The 22,343-nt window shown below is 46.5% G+C and carries 22 protein-coding genes; 13 read left to right on the top strand and 9 right to left on the bottom strand.

Annotated elements, in window-relative coordinates:
- Positions 1–112: 112 nt before the first annotated feature.
- The 4 genes from AC1XTG_RS10470 (at position 113) to AC1XTG_RS10455 (ending at position 7,454) form a co-directional block, all read left to right on the top strand.
- Positions 113–3,586, top strand: coding sequence for a TonB-dependent receptor (locus AC1XTG_RS10470; RefSeq protein WP_484841944.1), 3,474 nt, complete (start codon positions 113–115; stop codon positions 3,584–3,586).
- An 11-nt stretch (positions 3,587–3,597) separates the two neighbouring features.
- A complete protein-coding gene (locus AC1XTG_RS10465) occupies positions 3,598–5,034 on the top strand; it encodes a RagB/SusD family nutrient uptake outer membrane protein (RefSeq protein ID WP_484841943.1) in 1,437 nt (478 codons plus the stop codon).
- Positions 5,035–5,073: 39 nt separating this feature from the next.
- On the top strand, positions 5,074–6,534 hold the full coding sequence (locus tag AC1XTG_RS10460) for a BNR-4 repeat-containing protein (RefSeq protein ID WP_484841942.1): 1,461 nt from the start codon (positions 5,074–5,076) through the stop codon (positions 6,532–6,534).
- Between the two features lie 311 nt (positions 6,535–6,845).
- Positions 6,846–7,454, top strand: a complete 609-nt coding sequence (locus AC1XTG_RS10455) for a HEAT repeat domain-containing protein (protein WP_484841941.1) — start codon at positions 6,846–6,848, stop codon at positions 7,452–7,454.
- A 498-nt stretch (positions 7,455–7,952) separates the two neighbouring features.
- Here AC1XTG_RS10455 and AC1XTG_RS10450 read toward each other — a convergent pair whose 3' ends face one another.
- Positions 7,953–8,375 (bottom strand): sulfatase-like hydrolase/transferase, encoded by a 423-nt coding sequence (locus tag AC1XTG_RS10450; protein WP_056288762.1) that lies wholly within the window; start codon positions 8,373–8,375, stop codon positions 7,953–7,955.
- Between the two features lie 196 nt (positions 8,376–8,571).
- Between AC1XTG_RS10450 and AC1XTG_RS10445 the strand changes: the two genes are divergently transcribed.
- Positions 8,572–8,967, top strand: a complete 396-nt coding sequence (locus AC1XTG_RS10445) for a VOC family protein (RefSeq protein WP_484841940.1) — start codon at positions 8,572–8,574, stop codon at positions 8,965–8,967.
- A gap of 16 nt (positions 8,968–8,983) precedes the next feature.
- A complete protein-coding gene (locus AC1XTG_RS10440) occupies positions 8,984–9,403 on the top strand; it encodes an SRPBCC family protein (protein WP_056288765.1) in 420 nt (139 codons plus the stop codon).
- A gap of 94 nt (positions 9,404–9,497) precedes the next feature.
- On the opposite strand, the gene AC1XTG_RS10435 is transcribed toward AC1XTG_RS10440, so the two are convergent.
- Positions 9,498–9,890: a winged helix-turn-helix transcriptional regulator gene (locus AC1XTG_RS10435; protein ID WP_484841939.1), complete on the bottom strand. Its 393-nt coding sequence runs from the start codon at positions 9,888–9,890 to the stop codon at positions 9,498–9,500.
- Positions 9,891–9,924: 34 nt separating this feature from the next.
- Between AC1XTG_RS10435 and AC1XTG_RS10430 the strand changes: the two genes are divergently transcribed.
- On the top strand, positions 9,925–10,893 hold the full coding sequence (locus AC1XTG_RS10430) for an aldo/keto reductase (protein ID WP_484841938.1): 969 nt from the start codon (positions 9,925–9,927) through the stop codon (positions 10,891–10,893).
- Here the strand turns inward: AC1XTG_RS10430 and AC1XTG_RS10425 are convergent.
- Complete coding sequence (locus AC1XTG_RS10425) at positions 10,890–11,729, bottom strand: oxidoreductase (RefSeq protein WP_484841937.1); 840 nt, start codon at positions 11,727–11,729, stop codon at positions 10,890–10,892. The genes AC1XTG_RS10430 and AC1XTG_RS10425 overlap by 4 nt on opposite strands.
- A gap of 188 nt (positions 11,730–11,917) precedes the next feature.
- Between AC1XTG_RS10425 and AC1XTG_RS10420 the strand changes: the two genes are divergently transcribed.
- From AC1XTG_RS10420 to AC1XTG_RS10400, 5 genes are all read left to right on the top strand, one after another.
- The gene (locus AC1XTG_RS10420) at positions 11,918–12,319 is read left to right on the top strand and encodes a DUF1801 domain-containing protein (protein ID WP_484841936.1); all 402 of its coding nucleotides are present in this window, start codon (positions 11,918–11,920) and stop codon (positions 12,317–12,319) included.
- Between the two features lie 215 nt (positions 12,320–12,534).
- On the top strand, positions 12,535–13,233 hold the full coding sequence (locus tag AC1XTG_RS10415; RefSeq protein WP_484841935.1) for a type 1 glutamine amidotransferase domain-containing protein: 699 nt from the start codon (positions 12,535–12,537) through the stop codon (positions 13,231–13,233).
- Positions 13,234–13,421: 188 nt separating this feature from the next.
- Entirely contained in the window at positions 13,422–13,781 is a 360-nt protein-coding gene (locus AC1XTG_RS10410; RefSeq protein WP_484841934.1) for a DUF1579 family protein, read from the top strand.
- Positions 13,782–13,903: 122 nt separating this feature from the next.
- Positions 13,904–14,329, top strand: a complete 426-nt coding sequence (locus AC1XTG_RS10405) for an XRE family transcriptional regulator (RefSeq protein ID WP_484841933.1) — start codon at positions 13,904–13,906, stop codon at positions 14,327–14,329.
- Positions 14,330–14,337: 8 nt separating this feature from the next.
- The gene (locus AC1XTG_RS10400; RefSeq protein WP_484841932.1) at positions 14,338–14,904 is read left to right on the top strand and encodes a hypothetical protein; all 567 of its coding nucleotides are present in this window, start codon (positions 14,338–14,340) and stop codon (positions 14,902–14,904) included.
- A 33-nt stretch (positions 14,905–14,937) separates the two neighbouring features.
- Here AC1XTG_RS10400 and AC1XTG_RS10395 read toward each other — a convergent pair whose 3' ends face one another.
- The 4 genes from AC1XTG_RS10395 to AC1XTG_RS10380 form a co-directional block, all read right to left on the bottom strand.
- A complete protein-coding gene (locus AC1XTG_RS10395; RefSeq protein WP_484841931.1) occupies positions 14,938–16,125 on the bottom strand; it encodes a DGQHR domain-containing protein in 1,188 nt (395 codons plus the stop codon).
- A 6-nt stretch (positions 16,126–16,131) separates the two neighbouring features.
- The gene (locus tag AC1XTG_RS10390) at positions 16,132–16,686 is read right to left on the bottom strand and encodes a hypothetical protein (protein WP_484841930.1); all 555 of its coding nucleotides are present in this window, start codon (positions 16,684–16,686) and stop codon (positions 16,132–16,134) included.
- 1 nt (position 16,687) lies between these two features.
- A complete protein-coding gene (locus tag AC1XTG_RS10385; RefSeq protein ID WP_484841929.1) occupies positions 16,688–17,488 on the bottom strand; it encodes a DNA adenine methylase in 801 nt (266 codons plus the stop codon).
- Positions 17,489–17,951: 463 nt separating this feature from the next.
- Positions 17,952–18,212, bottom strand: coding sequence for a JAB domain-containing protein (locus tag AC1XTG_RS10380; protein WP_484841928.1), 261 nt, complete (start codon positions 18,210–18,212; stop codon positions 17,952–17,954).
- A 374-nt stretch (positions 18,213–18,586) separates the two neighbouring features.
- On the opposite strand from AC1XTG_RS10380, the gene AC1XTG_RS10375 reads away from it, so the two are divergent.
- Positions 18,587–19,414: a hypothetical protein gene (locus tag AC1XTG_RS10375; protein WP_484841927.1), complete on the top strand. Its 828-nt coding sequence runs from the start codon at positions 18,587–18,589 to the stop codon at positions 19,412–19,414.
- Here AC1XTG_RS10375 and AC1XTG_RS10370 read toward each other — a convergent pair.
- Positions 19,395–20,309, bottom strand: a complete 915-nt coding sequence (locus AC1XTG_RS10370) for a TIM barrel protein (RefSeq protein WP_484841926.1) — start codon at positions 20,307–20,309, stop codon at positions 19,395–19,397. The two genes, AC1XTG_RS10375 and AC1XTG_RS10370, sit on opposite strands and share 20 nt — an antisense overlap.
- Before the next feature lie 497 nt (positions 20,310–20,806).
- The gene (locus AC1XTG_RS10365) at positions 20,807–22,333 is read right to left on the bottom strand and encodes a cation-translocating P-type ATPase (RefSeq protein WP_484841925.1); all 1,527 of its coding nucleotides are present in this window, start codon (positions 22,331–22,333) and stop codon (positions 20,807–20,809) included.
- Positions 22,334–22,343 lie beyond the last annotated feature (10 nt).

The raw sequence follows: 22,343 nt of genomic DNA, 5'->3' as shown, positions 1-22,343 counted from the left end.
TGGTTGCAACACTCCTGACCGTAACTGACTAATCGCAACCACGGTCGCCGCGACTGCGGTTACCCGTGATTCCGAACGATTTCGAACCTATTAACCAGTCATTAGTAAAATTATGAAGAAACACTTGTATTGCAAGTATGGCATTCTTGTAACTATTATGCGCCTAACCCTCTACCAGCTCATTTGCGCGGTTTTCCTTTCTGCTATGGCGTATGCACACCGTACACCGGCGCAGGAGCTTTTGAACCGTAACCTGACATTGAAGCTGTCGGACGCTACGCTTGAAAAGGTATTGAACCGGATCGAAAACCATGCAAAAGTCCGGTTTGCATACAGCCGGGAGGTAGTTCGCGTTTCGGAAACGGTGAGCGTGACAGCTAAAAACGAAGCGTTATCCTCCGTCCTGGATCGTCTTTTTGCCCCGCTTGGTATTAATTACCAGGTAGTGAACGGGCAAATTTTGTTGTCCAAAGCAAAAAAGGAAACCTCAGTGCTGCGCTCCGACGAAAAAGTCCGGCTTACAGCTGAGCAGAACGCCGATGTGCGGGTGCGCGGCAAAGTAACCGGCTCGGATAACAACGAACCTTTACCCGGAGTGAGTGTGGTAGTAAAAGGTACCTCTGCCGGGACAACCACGGATATTGAGGGTAACTATGACCTTTCCGTCGCTGGAGAATCAGCGATCCTGGTGTTCAGTTTTGTGGGATATACACCTCAGGAAATTACACTGGGTAATCGTAACCAGCTCGATGTGAAGCTTGTAGCAGACATTAAAGCACTTAACGAGGTGGTGGTGGTGGGATATGGTACACAAAAACGCGGCGACATTACCGGTTCAGTAGCCTCGGTGAGTGCCAAAGACATTGCCGGCTTACCTACACCCAGTCTGGACGGTGCATTGACCGCCAAAATGCCGGGTGTATATGTAGCCCAAACCACCGGTACACCTGGCGGCGGACTTACAGTACGCGTGCGTGGGACCGGCTCAATCGGTGCGGGCAACGAGCCATTGTATGTGATCGACGGCTTCCCCGTGACCGCTTCCTACAATCAGACCAGCAACCCGCTGAATTCCCTGAATCCGAATGATATCGAGTCGGTAGAGATCCTGAAAGACGCTTCTTCCACGGCCATTTACGGATCACGCGGATCCAATGGGGTTGTGATTGTAACTACCAAAAGTGGAAAATCCGGAAAGATGCGGGTGGATATCGATGCTTATACAGGTGTGCAAAATGTGACAAAAACCCTGGATATGATGAATGCAAGCGAGTTTGCGCAGTATATCATCGACAGCCGCAACAATGCCTGGGTGGATGCAGGCGGCAAGCCGGAAGACCCAAACTCTGCCAGGACCGCCATCTACCAGATATTACCTGCCTTACAAAATCCGGGTGCACTTGGAGAGGGTACAAACTGGCAAAACGAAATCTTTCGCCAGGCACCGACACATAATGTACAGCTTACGCTTTCCGGCGGGAATGATAAGATCAAATACATGACTTCCGGCGGTTATTTCAAACAAGACGGAATCGTGCTCAATTCCGATTTTAAGAGATATACATTCCGCGTAAACCTGGAAGCACAGGCATCGAAACGTTTTAAAATCGGCCTGAATTTAACACCTGCCTACACCATCAGTAATCCGACAGGCTCGGAAGGTCACTGGGCCAATGGCGGGATTGTACTCTCCGCTTTGACAATGGCGCCGCATTTGCCGGTTTACAAGGAAGACGGCACCTATTCCACCGGACTGGATCTGGGAAACGGTTTCAGCAGCATTGAAAACCCGGTAAAGCTGGCCAAAGAGCGGATTAACCGCCTGAATGAACTGCGTCTGCTCGGGACTGTTTTCGGCGAATACAAAATCCTGAATAACCTCACATATAAACTGTTGCTCGGTACAGACCTGCAATCCAGTCGTCAGAATACATTCAGTCCGTCCATTGTAGGCCGCGACGGCGCCGTTCCGCCATTGATCCCGGCGGGCAGCGCTACCAACACCAGTTCGTACAACTGGCTGATCGAGCATACTCTGAATTTTAACAAATCGTGGGACAAACACCATTTTGACGCGCTGGGTGGATTTACTGCCCAGAAAGTCCGCTCCGATAATGCGCAGATCAATTCGACTAACTTCCCAAATGACCTGGTAGAAACCCTGAATGCAGGAATTGTATCGTCGGCTTCCACCACGGCTGAGGAATGGTCGCTGCTATCGTACCTGGCACGTGCTAATTATAGCTATGACAGCCGCTACCTTTTAACAGCTACGATCCGCCGCGATGGTTCTTCACGTTTCGGACAAAATAACAAATGGGGCGTTTTCCCTTCGGTGTCGGCCGGATGGCGCATTTCGGAAGAAGCCTTTATGAAGAGTATACCTGTGATCAATGAATTGAAACTGAGGGCCAGCTATGGTCATACCGGAAACAACTTCATCGGAAACTATGATCACATCGGGTTATTGTCAAAGCGAAATTACACCTTCGCGGGCACCGTGGTTAATGGGCTCGGACCGAACAGGATCAGCAATGCTAACCTGAGCTGGGAAAAGAACAAGCAGGCTGATATTGGCCTTGAACTTGGGATATTTCAAAACCGGATTTTTCTGGTGGCCGATTACTATAAAAAGATCACGTCCGATCTGCTGCTGAACGTGCCTACCCCGTCCATTACCGGGTATACAACTGCCCGCCAGAACATCGGCAAGATCGAAAACAAAGGCTGGGAGTTTGGACTAACGACGCAGAACCTTAACAAAAAGCTGAAATGGAGTACGGATTTCAATATTTCGTTCAACAGAAATAAAGTACTGGCTCTGGGACCGAGCGGCGATCCTTTGTATGGAAATTACCAGGTTACCGCCAGTCACGTCACGCAGATCGGAAAGCCGATGGGCAACTACTATGGCTATGAGGTTGCCGGGATTTTCCAAACCGAGGACGAAGTGAAAAACAGTCCTGCATTTGCAGAATCGAAACCTGGCCAGCTGCGGTTTGTGGATGTAAATGGCGATGGAAAGCTGAGCAGCGACGACCGTACCATTCTGGGAAACCCGCAGCCGGATTTTATTTATGGCATGACCAATACATTCTCTTTCAAAGGAATAGATCTGACCATATTACTGCAAGGTGTGCAGGGTAATGAGATCCTCAATCTCGGACGTCGCTTTTATGCAAACTACGCCGGTACTGCCAATGGGATCCGTGAAATGAACAACAGCTGGAAGTCGGCGCAGGATCCGGGAGACGGCAAAACTCCCCGTACCAACCGCGACCTGAACAAGTACGCCAGCAGCAATTCCAGCGCCAACATTTCATCCGTACATGTCGAAGACGGCTCGTTTCTGCGGATCCGCAACATCGCGCTCGGCTACAATTTGCCCGGACCATTGCTGGAAAAAATAAAGATGCGCACCATGAGGGTCTACGTCAACCTGCAAAATCCGGTCACCTGGACCAAGTACACCGGCTACAATCCTGAGGTGAGCGTGCAAGGTGCAAGTCCGCTTGAACCTGGTGTGGACTATGGGGGCTACCCTATTGCCAAAGTGTACACAGTTGGTCTGAACATTGGTTTTTAAATCAAATGCATATGAAATTATATCGGATACTCATATTACTGGTCGCTTTTACCCTACCCTCCTGTAAAAAGGGATTTCTGGAACTCGCGCCCATATCGGACACCAACAGTGTCAACTTTTACCGCAATGCGGAAGATATGCTCAATGCTGTCAATGCGGCTTATGCCTCGCTTCAATTCAATGGAATGTATAACCTGAGCATGTATGCAATCGGGGAAACCATGTCCGACAATACGGAAATTCTCGACGCCCAGAGCGGCATCGACATTTCGCAGATAGACGCATTCACCACATTGAGCAACAATGGGATTGCAAGTACAACATGGAACGACCATTACCGCGGCATTCTGGCCTGCAATACGGTTATCGATCGGATGGGCGGCGTTACAATGGACCAGGCATTGAAGGATCGTTTTGTTGCTGAGGTAAAATTTCTCCGGGGGCTGATGTACTTTAATCTCGTCAGGATTTTCGGGGATGTTCCGCTGGTTTTGACAGAAACGACCGATGTATCATCCGGCTATACCTATACGCGTAACCCGGCAGAAGAAGTGTACGCGCAGATTGTCAAGGATTTGCAGGAGGCAAAACAAAAGCTGCCAGCGAGTTACACGGGAACGAACGTCGGTCGGGCTACGTCCGGCGCGGCGACAGGTATGCTCGCGAAGGTTTTTTTAACCCAGAAAAAATGGGCCGAAGCTGCTGCCGAAACCAAGGAAATTATTGATTCAAAAATGTATGAACTGCTTCCCTCCTATGCCGACATTTTCAAGATCAGCAACAAGAACAATAAAGAGTCACTGTTTGAGGTGCAATACAAAAAAGGCGGATATGGACTAGGAAGTCCGTTCAACAATGCATTTGCGCCACGACTCGCCGGTGCTGCTGTAACAACCATCGGCGCGGGTAGCGGGCATAACCTGCCGACGGCAGATATGGATAAAGCTTATGAGGCAGGAGATCTCCGAAAAGAAGCTTCCCTGGCGCAGGGATATACCAGCGGTGGAAAATTTGTACCCGCGCTTTTTGTAAAAAAATACCTGGATCCTGCGCCATTCGCGGGCGGCGATTCGGATAACAACTGGCCTGTGCTGCGCTATGCCGATGTGCTGCTCATGCGTGCCGAGGCATTGAATGAAGTGGGGTATGTGGCTGGCGGAGAAGCTTTTGTTCTATTGAATACGATCAGAAAACGAGCTGGGCTTGCCGACAAGACGAGCCAGGAAATTCCTTCCCAGGCGGCTTTCAGACTGGCGGTTGAACAGGAAAGGCGCGTTGAGCTGGCGTTTGAAAATCACCGGTGGTTCGACCTCACACGCACCGGCCGGGCGATCGAAGTAATGAATGCCAAGGGGTTCAATGTACAGCCTTTCCGGTTGCTGCTCCCGATCCCGCTCACCCAGATCCAGATCAATCCGGACAGGATCAAGCAAAACCCGGGTTACTGATTTCAGGTCAGTACGTTTTTAATCACTAATAATCAAAAAATGAGGAATCAATCAATTGCATTAACCTGTGCCTTTTTACTGACTTTTTTTACCATCCCTTCATTCGCGCAGACAGTCCACCCGGACCTTCAATATGCCGAAGCGGAAATGATCCTGAAAAAGGCAGATGGTTTTAAAGGTATCTGGTACATGAACCAGCCTTCCAAAGATGAGTATGTATACAAATACAGCGGCGGACTGGCTGTGTATCCGGCAAATCACCGTCCATTTGCGATCTATGCAAAAAAGGTGAACAAGACGTTTTTCTGTTTCGGCGGCACCGACGATACCAACTCTACGCTGCTTCACAACGTATCCTACTTTGATCATAAAACCGGCAAACTGGCAAACCCGGTAATATTACTGGACAAAAAAACGACCGATGCTCACGATAATCCTGTGATTTCCATTGATGATCAGGGCTATATCTGGATTTTCTCCACCTCACACGGAACATCGCGGCCATCTTACATTCACAAGAGTAAAAAACCCTATGATATTGAAGCTTTTGAGACGATAAAGGCAACTGAAATCGTGGATGGAAAGGAAGTACCATTCAACAACTTCTCTTATTTTCAGGTGTATCCGATCAAAGGCAAAGGTTTCATCGCGCTTTTTACCAAGTACAATTCGAAAGGCCAGCGCGTGATCGGTTTTAACACCACCAAAGACGGTGTCCGTTGGAATGAATGGAAAGTGCTGGCGCATATTCAGGAAGGGCATTATCAGGTGAGCACTGAGTTGAATGGGAAAGTAGGTGTCGCTTTTGATTACCATCCGCTCGGAAAAGGACTCAATTACCGGACGAATCTGCAATACCTGGAAACGTCAGATTTCGGACAAACCTGGCAGAATATACAGGGTGAGCAAGCACAACTTCCGCTTACCGATGCCAAGAATCTTGCGGTAGTGCATGATTATGCAAGCGAGAAACTGAACTGCTACCTGCTCGATATCACATTTGATCCCAAGCAAAAACCTGCGATACTGGTTATTTCGAGCAAGGGTTTTGAGGCGGGACCGGGCAACAATCCGAGAGAATGGACGCTTTTCCGCTGGAAGCAAAACAAGTGGGACCGCAACGTAGTCACCACGTCGGACAGTAATTACGATATGGGCTCCCTTTACGTGGAATCGGACAAAGTGTTGAAAGTGATCGGCCCGACGGTGGATGGCCCGCAGGCGTATAACCCAGGTGGTGAGGTGGCAATGTGGCTGAGTAAAGACGGTGGCAAAACCTGGAACAAGGAAAAGCAAATGACACAAAACAGCACCATGAACCACTCGTACGTCCGCAAACCTGTTGCGGCCAAGCCGGATTTTTACGGAATATGGGCTGACGGTCACGGCCGGAAACCTTCCGAATCGTTCTTGTATTTCACTAATTCAAAAGGCGACGTCTACAAATTACCACGCCATAGTACCGACGCGATGATCACGCCGGAGCTTTTGAAGGATTGACATTTTGATTAAGTCTTGTAAACAAATGCAAGCTGTAATGTGCTAAGATTTTCATCAGATAAAACCGGACAGTTTCTGTCCGGTTCGTAAGAGGCGTTTATAAGACTTACACCCACCTCTTTACTGACACTTTTCAAATATTGCCTCCTCCTTAAAGTTGGTTCTATATAAGACCATATTTTCTCGTCTAAGGTCCATCGTAAATATGGTTGTCCATTCGGAATGGTTGTCCAGTTTCCTACTAAGTTTGCAGGGTCAAAAGCGGGCTTTCCAACCTCACAGTACAATGTTTCTTAAACAACTCATCTAATATGCTTGAAGAAATTATCAATGAACTCCAAAAAACCGAGCACGGCTTTAAACACATTGAAGAGGCCGGCAAAAACATACTGGAAGACAAACAATCAGACATTCTTCCGATTGCATTAGAGCTACTCGGGAATGAAACATACCAGGCGCGCATGCTCGGCACCTTCCTGCTGGGACAGCTCGCCGCAGAGAATGAGCAGGCATTACAAGCATTGAAGTCTATCGTAGCGACAGACCCGAACTGGCGCGTGCAGGAAATGCTGGCGAAAGCCTTTGATTATTATTGCAGCCGCATCGGTTATGAAGCGTCCTTGGCTGAAATCAAAACCTGGCTTCTGCATGAAAATCCAAACCTGAACCGGGCTGCGGTGGAAGGATTGCGTATCTGGACTTCCCGCCCCTACTTCAAGGAACATCCGCAAATCGCAATCGGCCTTATTGCGCAACTGAAAGGGAGCGAAAGTGAGTATGTACGCAAATCGGTAGGCAACGCACTTCGGGATATAAGTAAAAAGCACGGCGCCTTGGTAGCGCAAGAACTCCTTCATTGGGATTTAACCGACAAGCGCGTTGCCTATACCCAAAAGCTGGTGACAAAAAATCAGAAGTAAGGAAGAAGCATTTTTGCGTAAAGGCCGGGGCCTCACCGGCGACAAATGCCAGTTATCCGTTGATGAACAAATACTTTCATCAACTCACCAAAACCCCGGCAACTCTTTTACTCAAGGTGGTCCTAAACCCTTGTGGCCTTGCAACGATGCGTGCACCGGTCCAAGTGGATGCAATGACCATCCCTGCTGCTATTAAAATTATATCCTTAATAATGTATTGTGCTTCCAGGTTTGGTGCGTGCAATGTGCCAGAGAAAAGCTCGGCTGGATAAAGAAACAAGGGGGACATAGCGCCCACCATCTGAAGTGCAAGGAGCCATACCCCTACCCGCAGGAACATGCCAGTCAAAAAGGCTCGGTGAGTTCTTCATGTGTTGCAGGTCAAGTTCAGGCTATCTACGCCTCGGCCTGCTCAAAAGATCGCCATACTATTAAGTTAGTGCGGGCACGTGCCGAAAAGCATGAGCAAACAAGCCGGCGGGGACCAGGGCAAAGATTTTATCTCATTGAAACCTGTCCCACAGGTCTTACATTTTTTCCTTGTTTTTGCTGCAAATCGTCGCCCATATCCTCGCGGGCTGCATCGGCAATCTTTTCCAGTTCAGCCACGATTTCCGGATTTTGTTCCAAAACATCGTAACGTTCGCCAGGATCGCGCGTCAGGTGATACAATGCTTTTGGATATTGAAAATCCTGAGCGGCCATAAAATTTGTAAAACGCGTACCTTCCGCGGCCATTTTGTCCAGGTTCGGCGTGGTATAACCTAGCGCGCCGGTGACAGAAAGATCTCCGTAGCCCAGATCGTCAATGAAGAACAGAACGATGTTCGGTGTCCTGGAAGCAGGCACTTCCTTTTTGAAGCCCATTGAAAAACAGGCGGAAAGCAGTACTGTGCATGCGGCTATTAATTTCAATTTCATTACCAACGTGGGTTTTGTTTCAAACTCGGGTTAAGGTCTAGCTCTACTTGCGGAACAGGCCAAAAAGGCGAAAGTATTTAAAGCTGTAATGGGTTCTTTATGGAATAAACGAAGGGTCAACCTTGTTTCAACTAAAAAGCCCTGTCAAATACCAAAGTTCAAATTAGTTGAAACAAATTTCAAATCACTTACGAGCATGGACATTAAACTAGACATTACACCTTTTCTGGTCGTAATTGATGCTACAAAGGCAGCTACTTTCTACGAAGCGGCATTCGATGCAATTATATTGGAAAAGTATACCAACAATGGCAGAACAAATGCCAGGGTCAGAATAGGCAATGCAGACTTCTGGATCGGAGATGAAGAACCGGAATTTGACAATCTCAGCCCCACAACCTTAGGAGGATCGGCAGTTCGCATGATTTTAACCACTCCCGACCCCGACACCATATTCGCCAAGGCATTAAAGGCCGGAGCAACTCAAATTTGTCCGGTAACGGTTGAAGAAGATTGGAAGATTGGAAAGCTCAAAGATCCGTTTGGGCATATTTGGGAAATTGGATGTCCGCATTCTGAATCAATTAGTTAAGTCGAGCCTGATAACTATGAGCAGTCCACTGATAAAAGAATTTACGTACAACTCGCCCATTGCGAAAGTTTGGAAAGCTTTAACGAACAGGGAGGAGATGAAGAGATGGTATTTCCCACAACTTCGAAAGTTTGAAGCGGTAGTCGGGTTTAAATTCGAATTTGAGGATGACAATGCCGGCTACCAAAAAGAATGGTTTGTTACGAATGTCGTGGAGGGAAGGACATTGACCCATAGTTGGGCATACAAAGGCTATCCGGGAATCTCTGATGTTAGTTTTGATTTATTTAAGGAGGGCAGCTCGACCAGGTTACGGGTTACCCAGACACAGTTGGAAAGTTTTCCTGACCATCCACATTTCCGAAGAGAGCGGTTTGAAATGGGATGGGATAATCTCCTTGGGCAGAACCTGAAAAAACTTCTTGAAACGGAATGAATGGGTGAAAGGTGGAGGGAACCTGTTTGCAAGTGCTTTTTTTGAAATTCGTAAACAATAGTGAGTGGCTGAACATTTAAGCCACTCACGCAGACTACACTGGGCTAAATAGTGGTTCCAATATACTCCGATTAGCTTCACCCCACTTCGCTGTCGATTCAATGACGGGAATCAGGCTTTCGCCTAACCGGGTAAGCTTGTATTCAACTTTCAATGGTTTTTGATCAAAGCTGGTTTTAGATAAGATACCATGCTCCACCAACTGTGTCAACTGCGTATCCAGCAATCTGCGCGATGCCTTTGGAATTTTACGCCGCAACTCTCCGGGGCGGTTGATACCGCAATGGATACACCAAATGAGTTTGATCTTCCATTTTCCGTTCAACACTTCCATGAAAAGATGGAGCCCGCATTCTGTTTCTACCGGTAATTTTCGCTCGTACATCCTGCAAAGATAAAGTTTTTTGGTACGGCTGAATTTAGCCATACTTGACTGAGAATTGGCCAGGGTTGTCCTTTGTATGATGAAACAGAAATTATTCGGAACACAAACAGGGTTGCCCGTCAGCGAGTTGATCATGGGCGGCTCACAATTGGGCCAGCGCCGCGGAAACGGGACATCCGCAGAAGAAGCAATACAAATTTTGTCCGCTTATGCCGATGCAGGTGGCAACTTCATTGATTTATCGGACCGCTATCAATTTGGCGAAGCGGAGGAGATCGTCGGCAAGTTTACCGCGAGCAGTCGCCACAATTTTATTTTTTGCACCAAGTACACAGCGGGCGGGGAGCCCAATCCCTCGGCAGTGAATTCCGGGAACCATCGCAAAGCCATACGGCAGGCCGTTGAAGGTAGTTTGAAACGGCTGAAAACGGATTATATCGACATCTATATCCCCCACTACGATGATGGCATTACACCGCTGGACGAAATTGCCCGTGGCCTGGAAGATCTTGTTGATTCTGGTAAGGTTTTATATACAGGCCTGGCAAACTTTCCGGCCTGGAAAGCAGCTTCGATTGCTGCTTCCATGCCGTTGCACGCTATACAATTTGAATATAACCTTGTCCAAAGGGCGGCAGAGCGTGAACTGAAACCGATGGCAACGCATTTCGGACTGGGAATGATGTGCTATTCCCCACTGGCAGGGGGATTACTTACTGCAAAATACAGGCATGGCTCGTCTGGCCGGCTGACAAAATCCGACACCGACTACGAGGAAGACCCGCAAACAAAATCGATCATTGACGAACTGGAATTGATAGCGGAAGAGCTTAGTGTAACGCCCGGGCAGGTAGCAACGGCCTGGGTAATGACCAAAGGCGTTTTCCCCATTATCGGCGCAAGTACTCTATCGCATCTCGAAACGAGTCTGAAAGTTTTGGATATTAAGCTGGATACCGAACAAATAACCCGGCTCGATAACGTCAGCACCATCCGGATGGGGTATCCTCATGAACTACTTTCGACCGTGCAGAGACAGTATTAAACATCATAATCCGTCGATTTCGTCAGCACTTCCCATTCCTTGTACGAAGAAGACAGCAAATTCAACTTGGCGAATGCGCGCGCATAAGCGTCGCTACCCAAAAGTAAATACAAAGGTGGCTGTGCCATTTCGGTCACTTCAATCATGGCTTTTGCAGCTTTTGCCGGATCGCCGACCTGCGTGCCGCTCTTGGCCGCAAACTTTTCCTGCAGGGACCGTACTTCCGAATAAGCATCGATTTTGCGCTGCGACAATACCAGCGAATCCGGATTGTTGAAGTTTGTGCGAAAAGCGCCGGGAGCCACCAGCGTCACTTTGATGCCCAGGTGACGGACATCGTCGACCAGCACTTCGGTAAGACCGATCACTGCATGTTTTGCAGCAGCGTAAACCGACCAGCCTGCGCTCGGGGCAATACCAGCAATCGAAGAAATGTTGATAATATGACCTGATCCTTGCTGGCGCATCACAGGCAAAACGTGGCGGATGACATTGACCGTACCAAATACGTTGATGTCAAAACTATCGCGAACTTCCTTGTCTGTCAGCTCTTCCATGCTCCCGCCGATGCCGTAACCAGCATTGTTGACCACCACGTCGATCCGGCCGAAATGTTGATCCGCATGCCCAATGGCTGCCGCGACGCTTTCGTCGCTATCCAGTTCCACACTTAATGGTAAAAATGCATCTCCCTGGAAGCCGACTGCCTCAACGAGGCCGGCCGTGTTACGGGAAGTAGCTGATACCTGGTGGCCTGCCTGCAATAACTGCTTCACTAATGTCAATCCCAGGCCTTTTGAAGCGCCTGTGACAAACCATGTTTTTCTGTTTTCCATATCCGGTATTTTGATATCGCAAAAGTAGGATGGCCATCCAGCCCGGGCATTACCCCGATCAAACAGATGCTATCGAAATTCAAACATCCCGCACTGCTGTCCCGATCCGCCATCACGATTGTCTTGTATCCCCTACCCTTGTCAATGAGGCAGACATTAGCTTTGTGAATCACAGATGCCAAAAACCAATGAACACGAAAGACCTAGCCAGTAATACAGAGGTAACCCAATTTCTGGATGATCTTGCTCATCCGCTCAGGAGTGAAATTGATGCCTTGCGCTCCATCATATTATCCGCGGACGCCCGGCTTAACGAAAACATCAAATGGAATGGACCCAACTATTCGGTTGGCGGCGAGGATAGGATCACGATGAAAATTTTGCCACCGACCAAAATTCAACTGATCTTTCACCGGGGAGCAAAGGTCAAAGAACAACCAGTTGCCCGGTTAATCGAAGATGAAAATCACCTTTTGCTTTGGAAGGAAAATGATAGGGCTATTGCAAGCTTTAACACACTTGAGTCGATTGAAACGAGCAAGGACGACTTAACTAAGATTGTTCAAGACTGGATTGTAAAGAGCGTCTGACCTTTTTTGTACAAAAACTGAACATTTCGGGATTGAACGGATAAAGGTTGAAAATAGAGCCAGGCTCCCTTCCAATTGTGCCCAATTATCTCAATGCTTCGAGCAGGATAAAACCTTCAAAGTTGGAGATCTTCATCCAGACGCGTTGCCTGATGGCATAAGTTTTGTTTAACGCGCTTCACTAGTTAAACTTCATTAAACTAAAAACGGAAACGATGAAAAGCATTTTGATGATCCTGACCTCACACGAGGCGATGGAAAACACCGACGGTAAAACAGGTGTCTGGTTGGGCGAATTTACCGACCCTTATTACGAATTTATTGATGCTGGCTACCAGGTAACGCTGGCCAGTCCTGCAGGAGGCAAACCTCCGATTGATCCGATGAGCACGCTCACTGAAAACATTACCGAATCCAACCGCAGGTTCAATGACGACGCAGCAGCACTGGCGGCGTTTGAGCATACACATGTATTATCCAATGTGGATCCGACCATTTACGATGCGGTATTCTATCCGGGAGGACACGGCCCAATCTGGGACCTTGCCACAGATACTTTCAGCGGACGATTGATACTGGATTATATTGCTGCCGGCAAACCCGTGGGCGCTGTGTGTCATGGGCCTGCCGCGCTGATCAAAGCCGCTGAGCTACAACCTGGCTTTCTCGAAGGGAAGCGGATCGCCGGTTTTACGAATGCCGAGGAAACACTGTCGTTGCGGGCAGACAATGTACCTTACAAGCTGGAAACACGACTGAAAGAACTGGGAGCCGATTTCCATAGCGCGGCTCTTCCGTTTATGAGCCATGTGGAAACGTCGGGCCTCCTGGTGACAGGCCAAAACCCATTATCGGCAGGGCCTACGGCGAAAGCCTTGATTGCGCTGCTCGAAGAGCACAGCGTTACTGTTTAGAATATCATTTATATAAATCCTGACTTCATCGGTATGGTAGGTCTTACGGCCTCCGACCGATGAAGTCAGGATTTTAGCCCGGTGGGGCTTTTTTCTTTTTTCATTGTGACTGGGCATTCCAAGATAAAAATCTGCCTTTTGTCAAAGGAACAATTACGAGGAAACCGATTTACGAACGGCGGTTCTATGTGGTTGAAGTAACAGGCGGGAAACTGCAGATCCCGATTGCTAACGGACAAATGAAGCTCGAAAATTACCAGGAAATGGAAATTGAAGGTTATGACAACGTAAAGAAGGCATTTATTTCCAGTTCAATTAACAATCATATTGGGAGTAACATCGATATTCAACTTGGCAATTACAATCCCAATACTGCTGTTTTCACATACGAGTGGGAAAGCGAATTACGGCTGGGTTTTAAGATCAAGAAACAAAGAGTCCTGCAAATCGTGGACGATTCGCATTACACAGAGACATATTACGAAGAGCAAAACGGCACGAAGAAGGTTACAAGGAATTTAGCATACACCAGGATTGTGGCGAAATGAACTGCCCGCTAGCGATACGCAGCAACTCCGCCCGGTAAAGTACATTGCAACACCGTAAGATATCCGGGCACTTCCCGGGAGATTTATATAAATTGCCTTTTTTAACCAAACACCCTTTCCGCATGGCACATACTACCTCCAATCCGAAGATTCACGAAGGCCGTAACTTGAAGAGGTTCAGAGAAATGCTCTCGATCAAACAAGATCACCTCGCATTCGAGCTCGGCGAAGACTGGAATCAGCAGAAAGTCTCTTTGCTCGAACAGAGGGAAAAGATCGATAATAATATCTTGGAGCAGGTTGCAGCTATTCTGAAAATACCTGCTGAGGCGATTCGGAATTTTGATGAAGAGAAGGCAGTGAATATTATTTCTAATACTTACCATGATCATTCAAGTGATAATTCGTTTAATCAAGGCACCTTTTATTTAAATCCTGTGGAAAAAATCATTCAGCTTCATGAGGAGAAAATTGCTTTGTATGAGCGGATGTTGAAGGAGAAGGATGAGATGATGGGGCGGTTGGAGCGGTTGATTGGAGCCAGATAACTAGGTTTATGGCGATTTACCGTGAAATTCTGATGCTTGAAACGGCTAAAACTTTTTTTGCGCTGGGGCAAAAATTTGTGAACAAGTATGACCGAACTCCCGTAAAAGACACTTTGAATAGGAGTATATATGTAGCTACTGGCGGCACTAATATGTTGTTCGGATTAGAAATATTGTTGAAGACTCTACTTTTATTAGCCAACGTGGTAGGCCGGAAAGCTACCGGCCATAAAATAGATAAATTATTTGAGGCACTTCCGAGCAATTTAAAGGAAATCATAAGTATAGAATATGAAACCCTAAGGCATCAGAAGACAAAGAACTCTGGTGCAATATTCCTTTATGACTCAGTAGACACACAAAAGGGCGCTCAGATGAGAAAGTCGTATTCTGGAACTTTACCTAACTTGCTCTCGATGCATAACCGTGGATTTGAAAGTTGGCGTTATCATCATGAAGAATTGAATGGAAGAGTAATTCTTTTAGACTCCAATAATTTGGAAATTTTGTTTCGGATTATTGAAAGAATTACGATTAATCAAATAGAAGAGGAGAAGACAAATATACAATTGTAACAACATTGACAATCTTAATTCTAGTAAACAATGCTAGTTCTTTAAATCCTCAATACTCAACGTACCCGTCAACAATTTATAAAATGCCGATTCTCCACCGCTACCGGGTTTGAAATTTCCAGAAGTGAAATCTTCGTCAGAAACTTGAATGGTAGAAAAAACACTCCGAAAATCGCTCGGAGTCGGAATTTCTAATTGAGCCATTGACGAGACATTTGGGTAGATATCCCTGAGGTATCTCATTAATGCCTTAAACGCATTTGAACGAGGCAGGATGTTTCCTTCTTTGGAAACATCCTGCCAAGCCTTAGGCCACATCTCCTCTACGCCCTTGAAGTAGTTATAGATTATCACAGCGATTTCACTATCCCTTTCATCGATAAAAAGATTTCTAAATGGATACTTGCGTAGCTCATCACCAAAAAACCTTCTAGGTATTTTATTTAGCATATAAGCTTTTCTGTCCGCGAATGGGTCAGGCGAAATCATTTTGACTAATGACTCAACAAATACAGCTTGGGTAAGCGGCTCGGAACTATCCCTGCCTTTTGTTTTAACCCCAAGCCGTTTGATACGATGATATAAAGGGCTATTCGCATCTGCGCTATCTAACGCGACCGCAATTTGATGGCAAGATTTAAAAGGGCTTCTAGTCTTTGAAAGTCCCTCCAAATCGTAAACCAAACTTTTATTAACCTTTGTTTGTGCTAGATTTACTGTCGCAAATATGTTTGCTTGCTCATCTATATCTAAACCAATGAATATTACTACATTAAATTGAAACTCATCATTCAATTTACCGAGAAACATATCTAGTTGGCCTTTATCATCGGTAAAAGCTGCTATTCTGTGTTGACCGTCTAAAACCTTTGCTATTTTCTCTACTGGCACAAAATCTTCGGTGTAATCCGAGGAAAATGATGTCAGAGTCAAAAACCCCTTCTCGTCAAATTCTGCACATTTCTGATCCACAGACAAAACTACTCCAGTCGGAAATGAAGCATCTGGAGATTGTATGTATTCTTTGATTTTTTTTACACGAGTCATATCAAGAGGGCGTTGAATCCCTAGATATTTTTCCACTTCACGCTGTTCATCCTTAATTCTTCTTACGTCAGCGTATGAGATACTCACAAGGTCCGCAGCACTCATCCTTCCGATAAAAAATTCCCCGATTCCTTGTGAAACCTTAATTACGGGAATAGTTAAACTTGGGTACATGTATTATTAGTTATTTAATTTTTGTCGAAATGATTCATTGAAATCCACTTGCTGCTTGGAGCGATCTTGCGAAAAATTTGACAGTCGTTTACCATGATATATAGCATAAATACGAAATATCACACTTATACAAACGAATAGAATCACCACATTGAAGAAGTATCCATGTGTTTTAGGGACAGAATCGATATTCTTAACCCATCCGTTTTTCATAATAAGATATAACAGTGCCGAAGATAAATACACTATTAATGCCACAAACGATACTATGGATAACAGCGGAAGCTTATATGACGTACCGTGCGCCTTGACAAGCATCAAATAGAGAACTGGTGCTAGAAAACTCAAACTGTAAGACAGCATTTCACCGGGAATAATCTTCGTTCTCCAAGCAGCTGCACTTTCCTCAGAGATCAGTGCTATCAAAATATTTATTAACAATGGCCCTATTGAAAGACCCATTAACCAGAATGCCTCTCCAGCGCTGCTTAGTCCAATGCTAAAATCCTGCGCTTTAAAGTATTCAGATATTGCCTGAAACGGTCTAATTCTCTTCAACATTTCACCAGGATTTGACAACAAGTTCTGAATAAATGCCTCTCGCCATTGCGTTACCCGCTATCACACTTGCACGTTCCAATGGATACATATCACCGACACCTTGATACAAATCGATAATTGATTCATGGTGTGCATTCATAAGCAACACTTTTACTCCTCTACCAACTGCTGATTTTATTGCGTGGCTTAGACGAACTTGATCATCCCAAGAAAATATGTTTTCATTGTATTTTACGAATCCATTAAAATTATGTTTCACAGTGTATGGAGGATCCACAAATACAAAGTCTTGATCGCCAGCCATATTTAGCGTCGTCTCGAAATCGCACGCTACCAAATCTAGGTCCTGCAATAAAAATGACATTCCTTCAAAATCGTCGTTTGGTAAAATCACACTCGATTTTGTGCCAATGGGCACATTAAACTCTCCTTTTCTGTTGACTCTGTAGAGGCCATTCCAACAGGTTCGATTTAAGTAAATGAAACGCGCAGCCTCCTCAATATCATTCGTAAGACGCGACTGGCGAACGCTGTAGTAGTAATCTGGACCATGATTCGCATTATGTATTCTCAGTAGATCAACAATATCCCGCCAAGAATCTTTGATCGCAGCATATACATTGATCAAATCATAATTGATGTCACTCAATACGCCGCTGGCAGGCTGCATATGACAAAAGACAGCACCACCACCCAAAAAAGGTTCAAAATAATTATTATAACTGTCTCTGGTCGGCAGGAGATTTTTATGCTTAGTGATAAGCCAACGTTTTCCGCCAGCCCATTTTAGAAATGGATCCATACTCGTTAAATATCAGGAGGTTGTATTAACCGGTAAAGTCAAGAATTGCAATATAAAAGTTTCATTGTAAGTACTTTGATAAAACCTTGATTTCTCAAAAATTGTTATTTAACGGTCATAAAGGTCAGGCGGGTTGGTGGTAATGTTTATCATCTTCATCCACAAAGATAGAAACCTACGCTCTTTCAAACACGAGGAACTCCTCACTAAGACAATTCTCTGTTTGTAACTGTTCTTCTCGGTCTTACTAGCATTTAATTGACAGTCACTTACGATCTTGAAATAATTTCACCCATCTCATCCAGACACTTTCAAATGAATAGTTCTGGAAGTATCCACTACTCGTCTTTCTCAATTAGAGGTGCAAAAAATCTTTTTTACGGGTACAACAAAAACTCTTACTTAAAGCACCTTGGATTTGAAAATTGTTTGTCAGGCAATCAATGTAGCAACACTACATAATTCACTCATTGGCGAACGAGCAAAACCCTTCCGCCGTCACGATCAAATGATCCAGAACCCGGAAATTCAGTAACTCTCTAGCCTTTCTCATATTCTCAGTAACATACTTATCAGCATCACTCGGCACGAGCTGGCCGGAAGGGTGATTGTGAGCCAGGATAATTCCTGTCGCATTGGCTTTCAAAGCAGCTGCGAAAACGATCCTTACATCGGCACTTGCTCCTGAAATCCCACCTTTGGAAACTTCAAAAATACCTAGCACCCGGCTAGCATTGTTCAATAACAGTATCTTGAACTCTTCGATAAATTCCAGTGCGACGGGGCTTCACGCTGTCGGGATTCCAGCTTTGCACCAGCACTTTATATGCATTTCTGGACAATTCTATTTTAGGACGCTGGCTTGCTTGTACTTTGGATTTCTAGATCAGCTCAATTCCTGCTACCTGACACAAATTTGAAACACTCGCGAAGCTTTCCATCATTACCTTGATTGGGATAGTATTGAATGAATGATGGCGCATCATTCTGGCACTGGTCAGGCAATTAGCAGGCATCATTGATACAAGAAAACGCTGATTGTCATTGCATTGTCCTTTACCATTCATACATTGATATGTACTTGACGTTTGTTTTTTAATGAAAACTTTCCCCCAGAAACTCAGCTACATCTTCCTCCTTGCCGTTCCCGCCATGGTGACTGTGATGGCTTTTGTTTTCGGGCACCAATCCCATTGGATTTACCTGCCAGGCTGGTTCCTGAATATGCTGGTGATGCTCCTGGCTTTGAAGACGCTGGGAGATGCAAAAAGTGAGACGGTTCGCAGCATCGCATGGCCCTTAATCATGTCCTGGGCGCCAATTTCTGTTTTTGCCGGAATGGGACCGCCGCCTGAAACTGCCGAGGGATGGGCCGCGCTGGCATGGGAGCAGCAATTGAGATACTGCATTCTGATCGTGAGCGGTACGTTCACCACGATAGGTTTTTTAAGAATGTATGATATGCTTAGAAGCGGCCAGGGTGTGCGTTTCGCAAAGGTCGGCAAGACGATGTTTGTAATAGCACTTCCCCCTTTCATCGCAAACATGATCTACTGGGGATTTTTTCTGACGAATGTATTTGTGAAATATTCTCAACCAGGGGCGCCCGCCAAGCCCGACTGGCTTCAAACAGTATCCACAGCCTTCATGGCTGTAAGAATGATTGAAGTAACACTAATCTATTGCGGCACAGCTATCTTCGCTTATGCGCTAAGGAGATCGGGCCATCTAAGTCGGCTTGCCAGCTCTATTTATATTTTCTTTTGTTGCCTGGGCGTACTATTAAACCTGCTGCCCGCCAGCCTCCCCGCGCCGCTTGCAATTGCCAATTATGTGTCCTATATCCCGGCTATAACCTTGCTAATGCCATATTTGATTGGGGTGAATTTTTTAAATAAGGTCACATCTAGCGGCGGCCGGCTTTAAAGTAAGGTTTGATTGCGCCGGGATAATCAGCGAAAGCAAGCTCAGGTTCCGGGATTTCGGGATGCCACATTTTCTCCCATTCAAAGCTGTAATACCCTTTGTATCCGCCTTCTTCGAGTGCATTGATCGCTTCGGTGAGCGGGGCCTCGCCTTTGCCGATGAAAGTATAAGCCGGTTTGCCATCGACCTGCCTGCCGTCTTTGATATGCGCGTGCCGGATGTATTGTTTCAGCGTCGCGTACACTTCCGCAGGCGACTCTTTGGTAATCGACCACATATTGTAGATATCCCAGATCAGCCCCACATTCGGGTGATCGGCCTGTTTCATGATGCGCAGCAACACGTCCTTCCAGATGACCTCCCCGTGAGATTCCAGCAATACGGTCACATGCTTTCCTTTGGCATAATGGCCAAGTTCCAGCAGCCCCTCTCCAATCATATTGATCGTTTTCTCTCGATCCTGATCTTTGGGAAGATCATTGGGAAACACACGCACGTAAGGACAGCCGAGCTGCTGCGCGAGGTCGATAAAAGCACGTCCTTCATCCAGGTTCTTTTTGCGTTTTTCTGGATCGAGATGGTGCAGGGCAGTGGAGGCGCCCAGGTTGCAGATCTTGATTTGATTGTCCGCAAAAAGCTTGCGGGTTGTAGCAATCTGCTCAGGCGTGCTGAATTCAGGACATTTAGGCAGATAAAGTTCTCCCTGCAATCCGCGTATTTCCACTGCGTCGTATCCCTCTCTGGCTGCGGTGGTCACAATTTCGGTCAGCGTCCATTTGGGACAGCCCAATGTAGAGAACGACAATTTTTGTTTGCCTTTTTTAATGGGCAGGTCAAGAGCGGTTACTGCGGCCAGCGCCATGCTGCTTTTTAGAAATGTTCTGCGGCTATTCATTAGGATCAATCGGTTTCGGGCTGTTTGAGTAGATCGTACTGCTTTAATCAAGCTATCTGACGAGAAAATCTACTTAGCAAGCTAAATCTGGGCTTCGCATTCAATTGTTCCGGTTTTGAGAAGGCATTTTAAAAAATACGTAAAGCTGGCCTGGCATGTTGTGCGCCGCGAAATGTCTAAATACATCAAATTCTTTTCACCCGACTACGCTGAACTATCAAGCTCATTTAACTCTTTACCAGTCACGAAAAATGGTAACCAATTAATATTCAAGTCGACAAATAGATTGATTGTGACAAAAGAAGCGATTCAACACGGCTATAACATGTCGAAATACAGGGCTGGGTTTGAGCCTGTATGGGATGGTAAATTCAGCTCCTAAAATATGCTGGTGGGTTACGGAAAACTATTCCGAACTGAATTTGTCTGTGTTTGAGTACAGGCGTGTATCGTGGAATATATTCTATGACCCGGATTAGTATTACCTCTATCCAAAACTATATAGATGCTCCGCATCCGGCTTTGCAGTCGGCCTTTGCTTTTTGTCTGTGCAGCCAGAAGAGTACAGTCAGGTTGTGTTTAAAATTCATCATCCTCACAGTATCGCTTTCCCAGAAACAAAGCTCAGATACTTCCTCGACAGCTCCTTTCACAGAAACATAGTACGTCCCCTCCGACTCGTGCAGCGTTCCCATAATGCGTGTGTCCGAACTGAACGCCTCTTCTGCCTTTCTGATGTATTTCGAACCAAGAGCTTGCAGATCAATGCCCGCGCCCTCAGCGAAACGCAGCAATGCAATTTCCACCGGATCACCGATCTGTTTCCTTTCCGGCTCTCCGGAATTCAGTTGCGCATTGTTAGCCAGTGCCCCTGTCCGGGCCAATAGTTCAAATTCCTTTGAGCTGGAAAGGTCTAAACCCGCGCCAGCCAGTTCCATCTCTTCCCTTCCATTTTTTCCGGGGCGCAAGGTTACCAACAAATCACCTGCCGGAAAATGCAGTTGCTGTACTTCGATCTTGTTCTGGGTCAGTGTGCCGGTTTTGTCTGTAAAAATCACATTGGTCCCGCCCAGCGTTTCCACCGCAGAAAGTCGTTTTACGATTACTTTCTTTTCAGCAAGTCTGAGCATCCCGTAAGCCAGTGCCACGGTTGCTACCACCGACATTCCTTCCGGTATAGCTGCAATGGCCAGCGCAACTGCAGTTTCTATCAGCTGCTTGGTTTCTTCTCCGCGCAACAAGCCGACTACTAAAAACAGCATCGCCAACCCGATCGTGATCCAGATCAGTACTTTGGCCAGCGAATCGAGTTTGGCTTCAAGCGGCGTGGCCGTGCGTTTGGCCTGCTGCACCATCGTCGCGATTTTGCCCAATTCCGTCGCCTGACCAATGCCGGTAACGATGGCCTTCGCATTTCCGTTGGTAATGGCAGTCCCTTTAAACAACCGGTTGTGCTGGTCGCCCAGTGACGCATCAGCAACCGAGGGTTCAACACGTTTTGCCGACGGGAGCGATTCGCCCGTTAAGGCAGATTCATCTACTTCAAGTTGGTTGGACTGCACTATGCTGGCGTCCGCTGGTACCAGGTCGCCGGCTTCCAGCACCAGTATATCGCCTTCGGTGACGTTTTCAGAATGTATCTCCATGATTAGCCCGTCCCTGAGAACCCTGGCGGGCGTCGTATCTAGTTTGCGAAGCGCTTCCATGGATTCGCGCGCGTTATATTCGAGTATGAATCCGGTTGCCGCATTGATGACAATAACAGCCAGGACGGCAAAGCCTTCTACTGTGTCTCCCATTAAAAATGAGACAACCGCCGCTACCGCCAGTATCCATACGATCAGGCTGTTGACCTGCCTGAGCAGTATCGCCCAGAGGCTCTCAGGTTTCTCGCGGCTCAGCTCATTGAGTCCCAAACGCTGATTCCTGGATTTGGCTTCGGCACTGGAAAGACCCTTTGCAATGTCCGTCTGAAGGTTTTGGGCCAATTCCTGTGGGCTGAGTTCTTGAAAGGCTTTTGCCATATTTAAAGTG

Source organism: Dyadobacter sp. HNCC25DJ183 (assembly GCF_056895175.1).
This window is presented reverse-complemented; position numbering and strand designations above follow the sequence as displayed.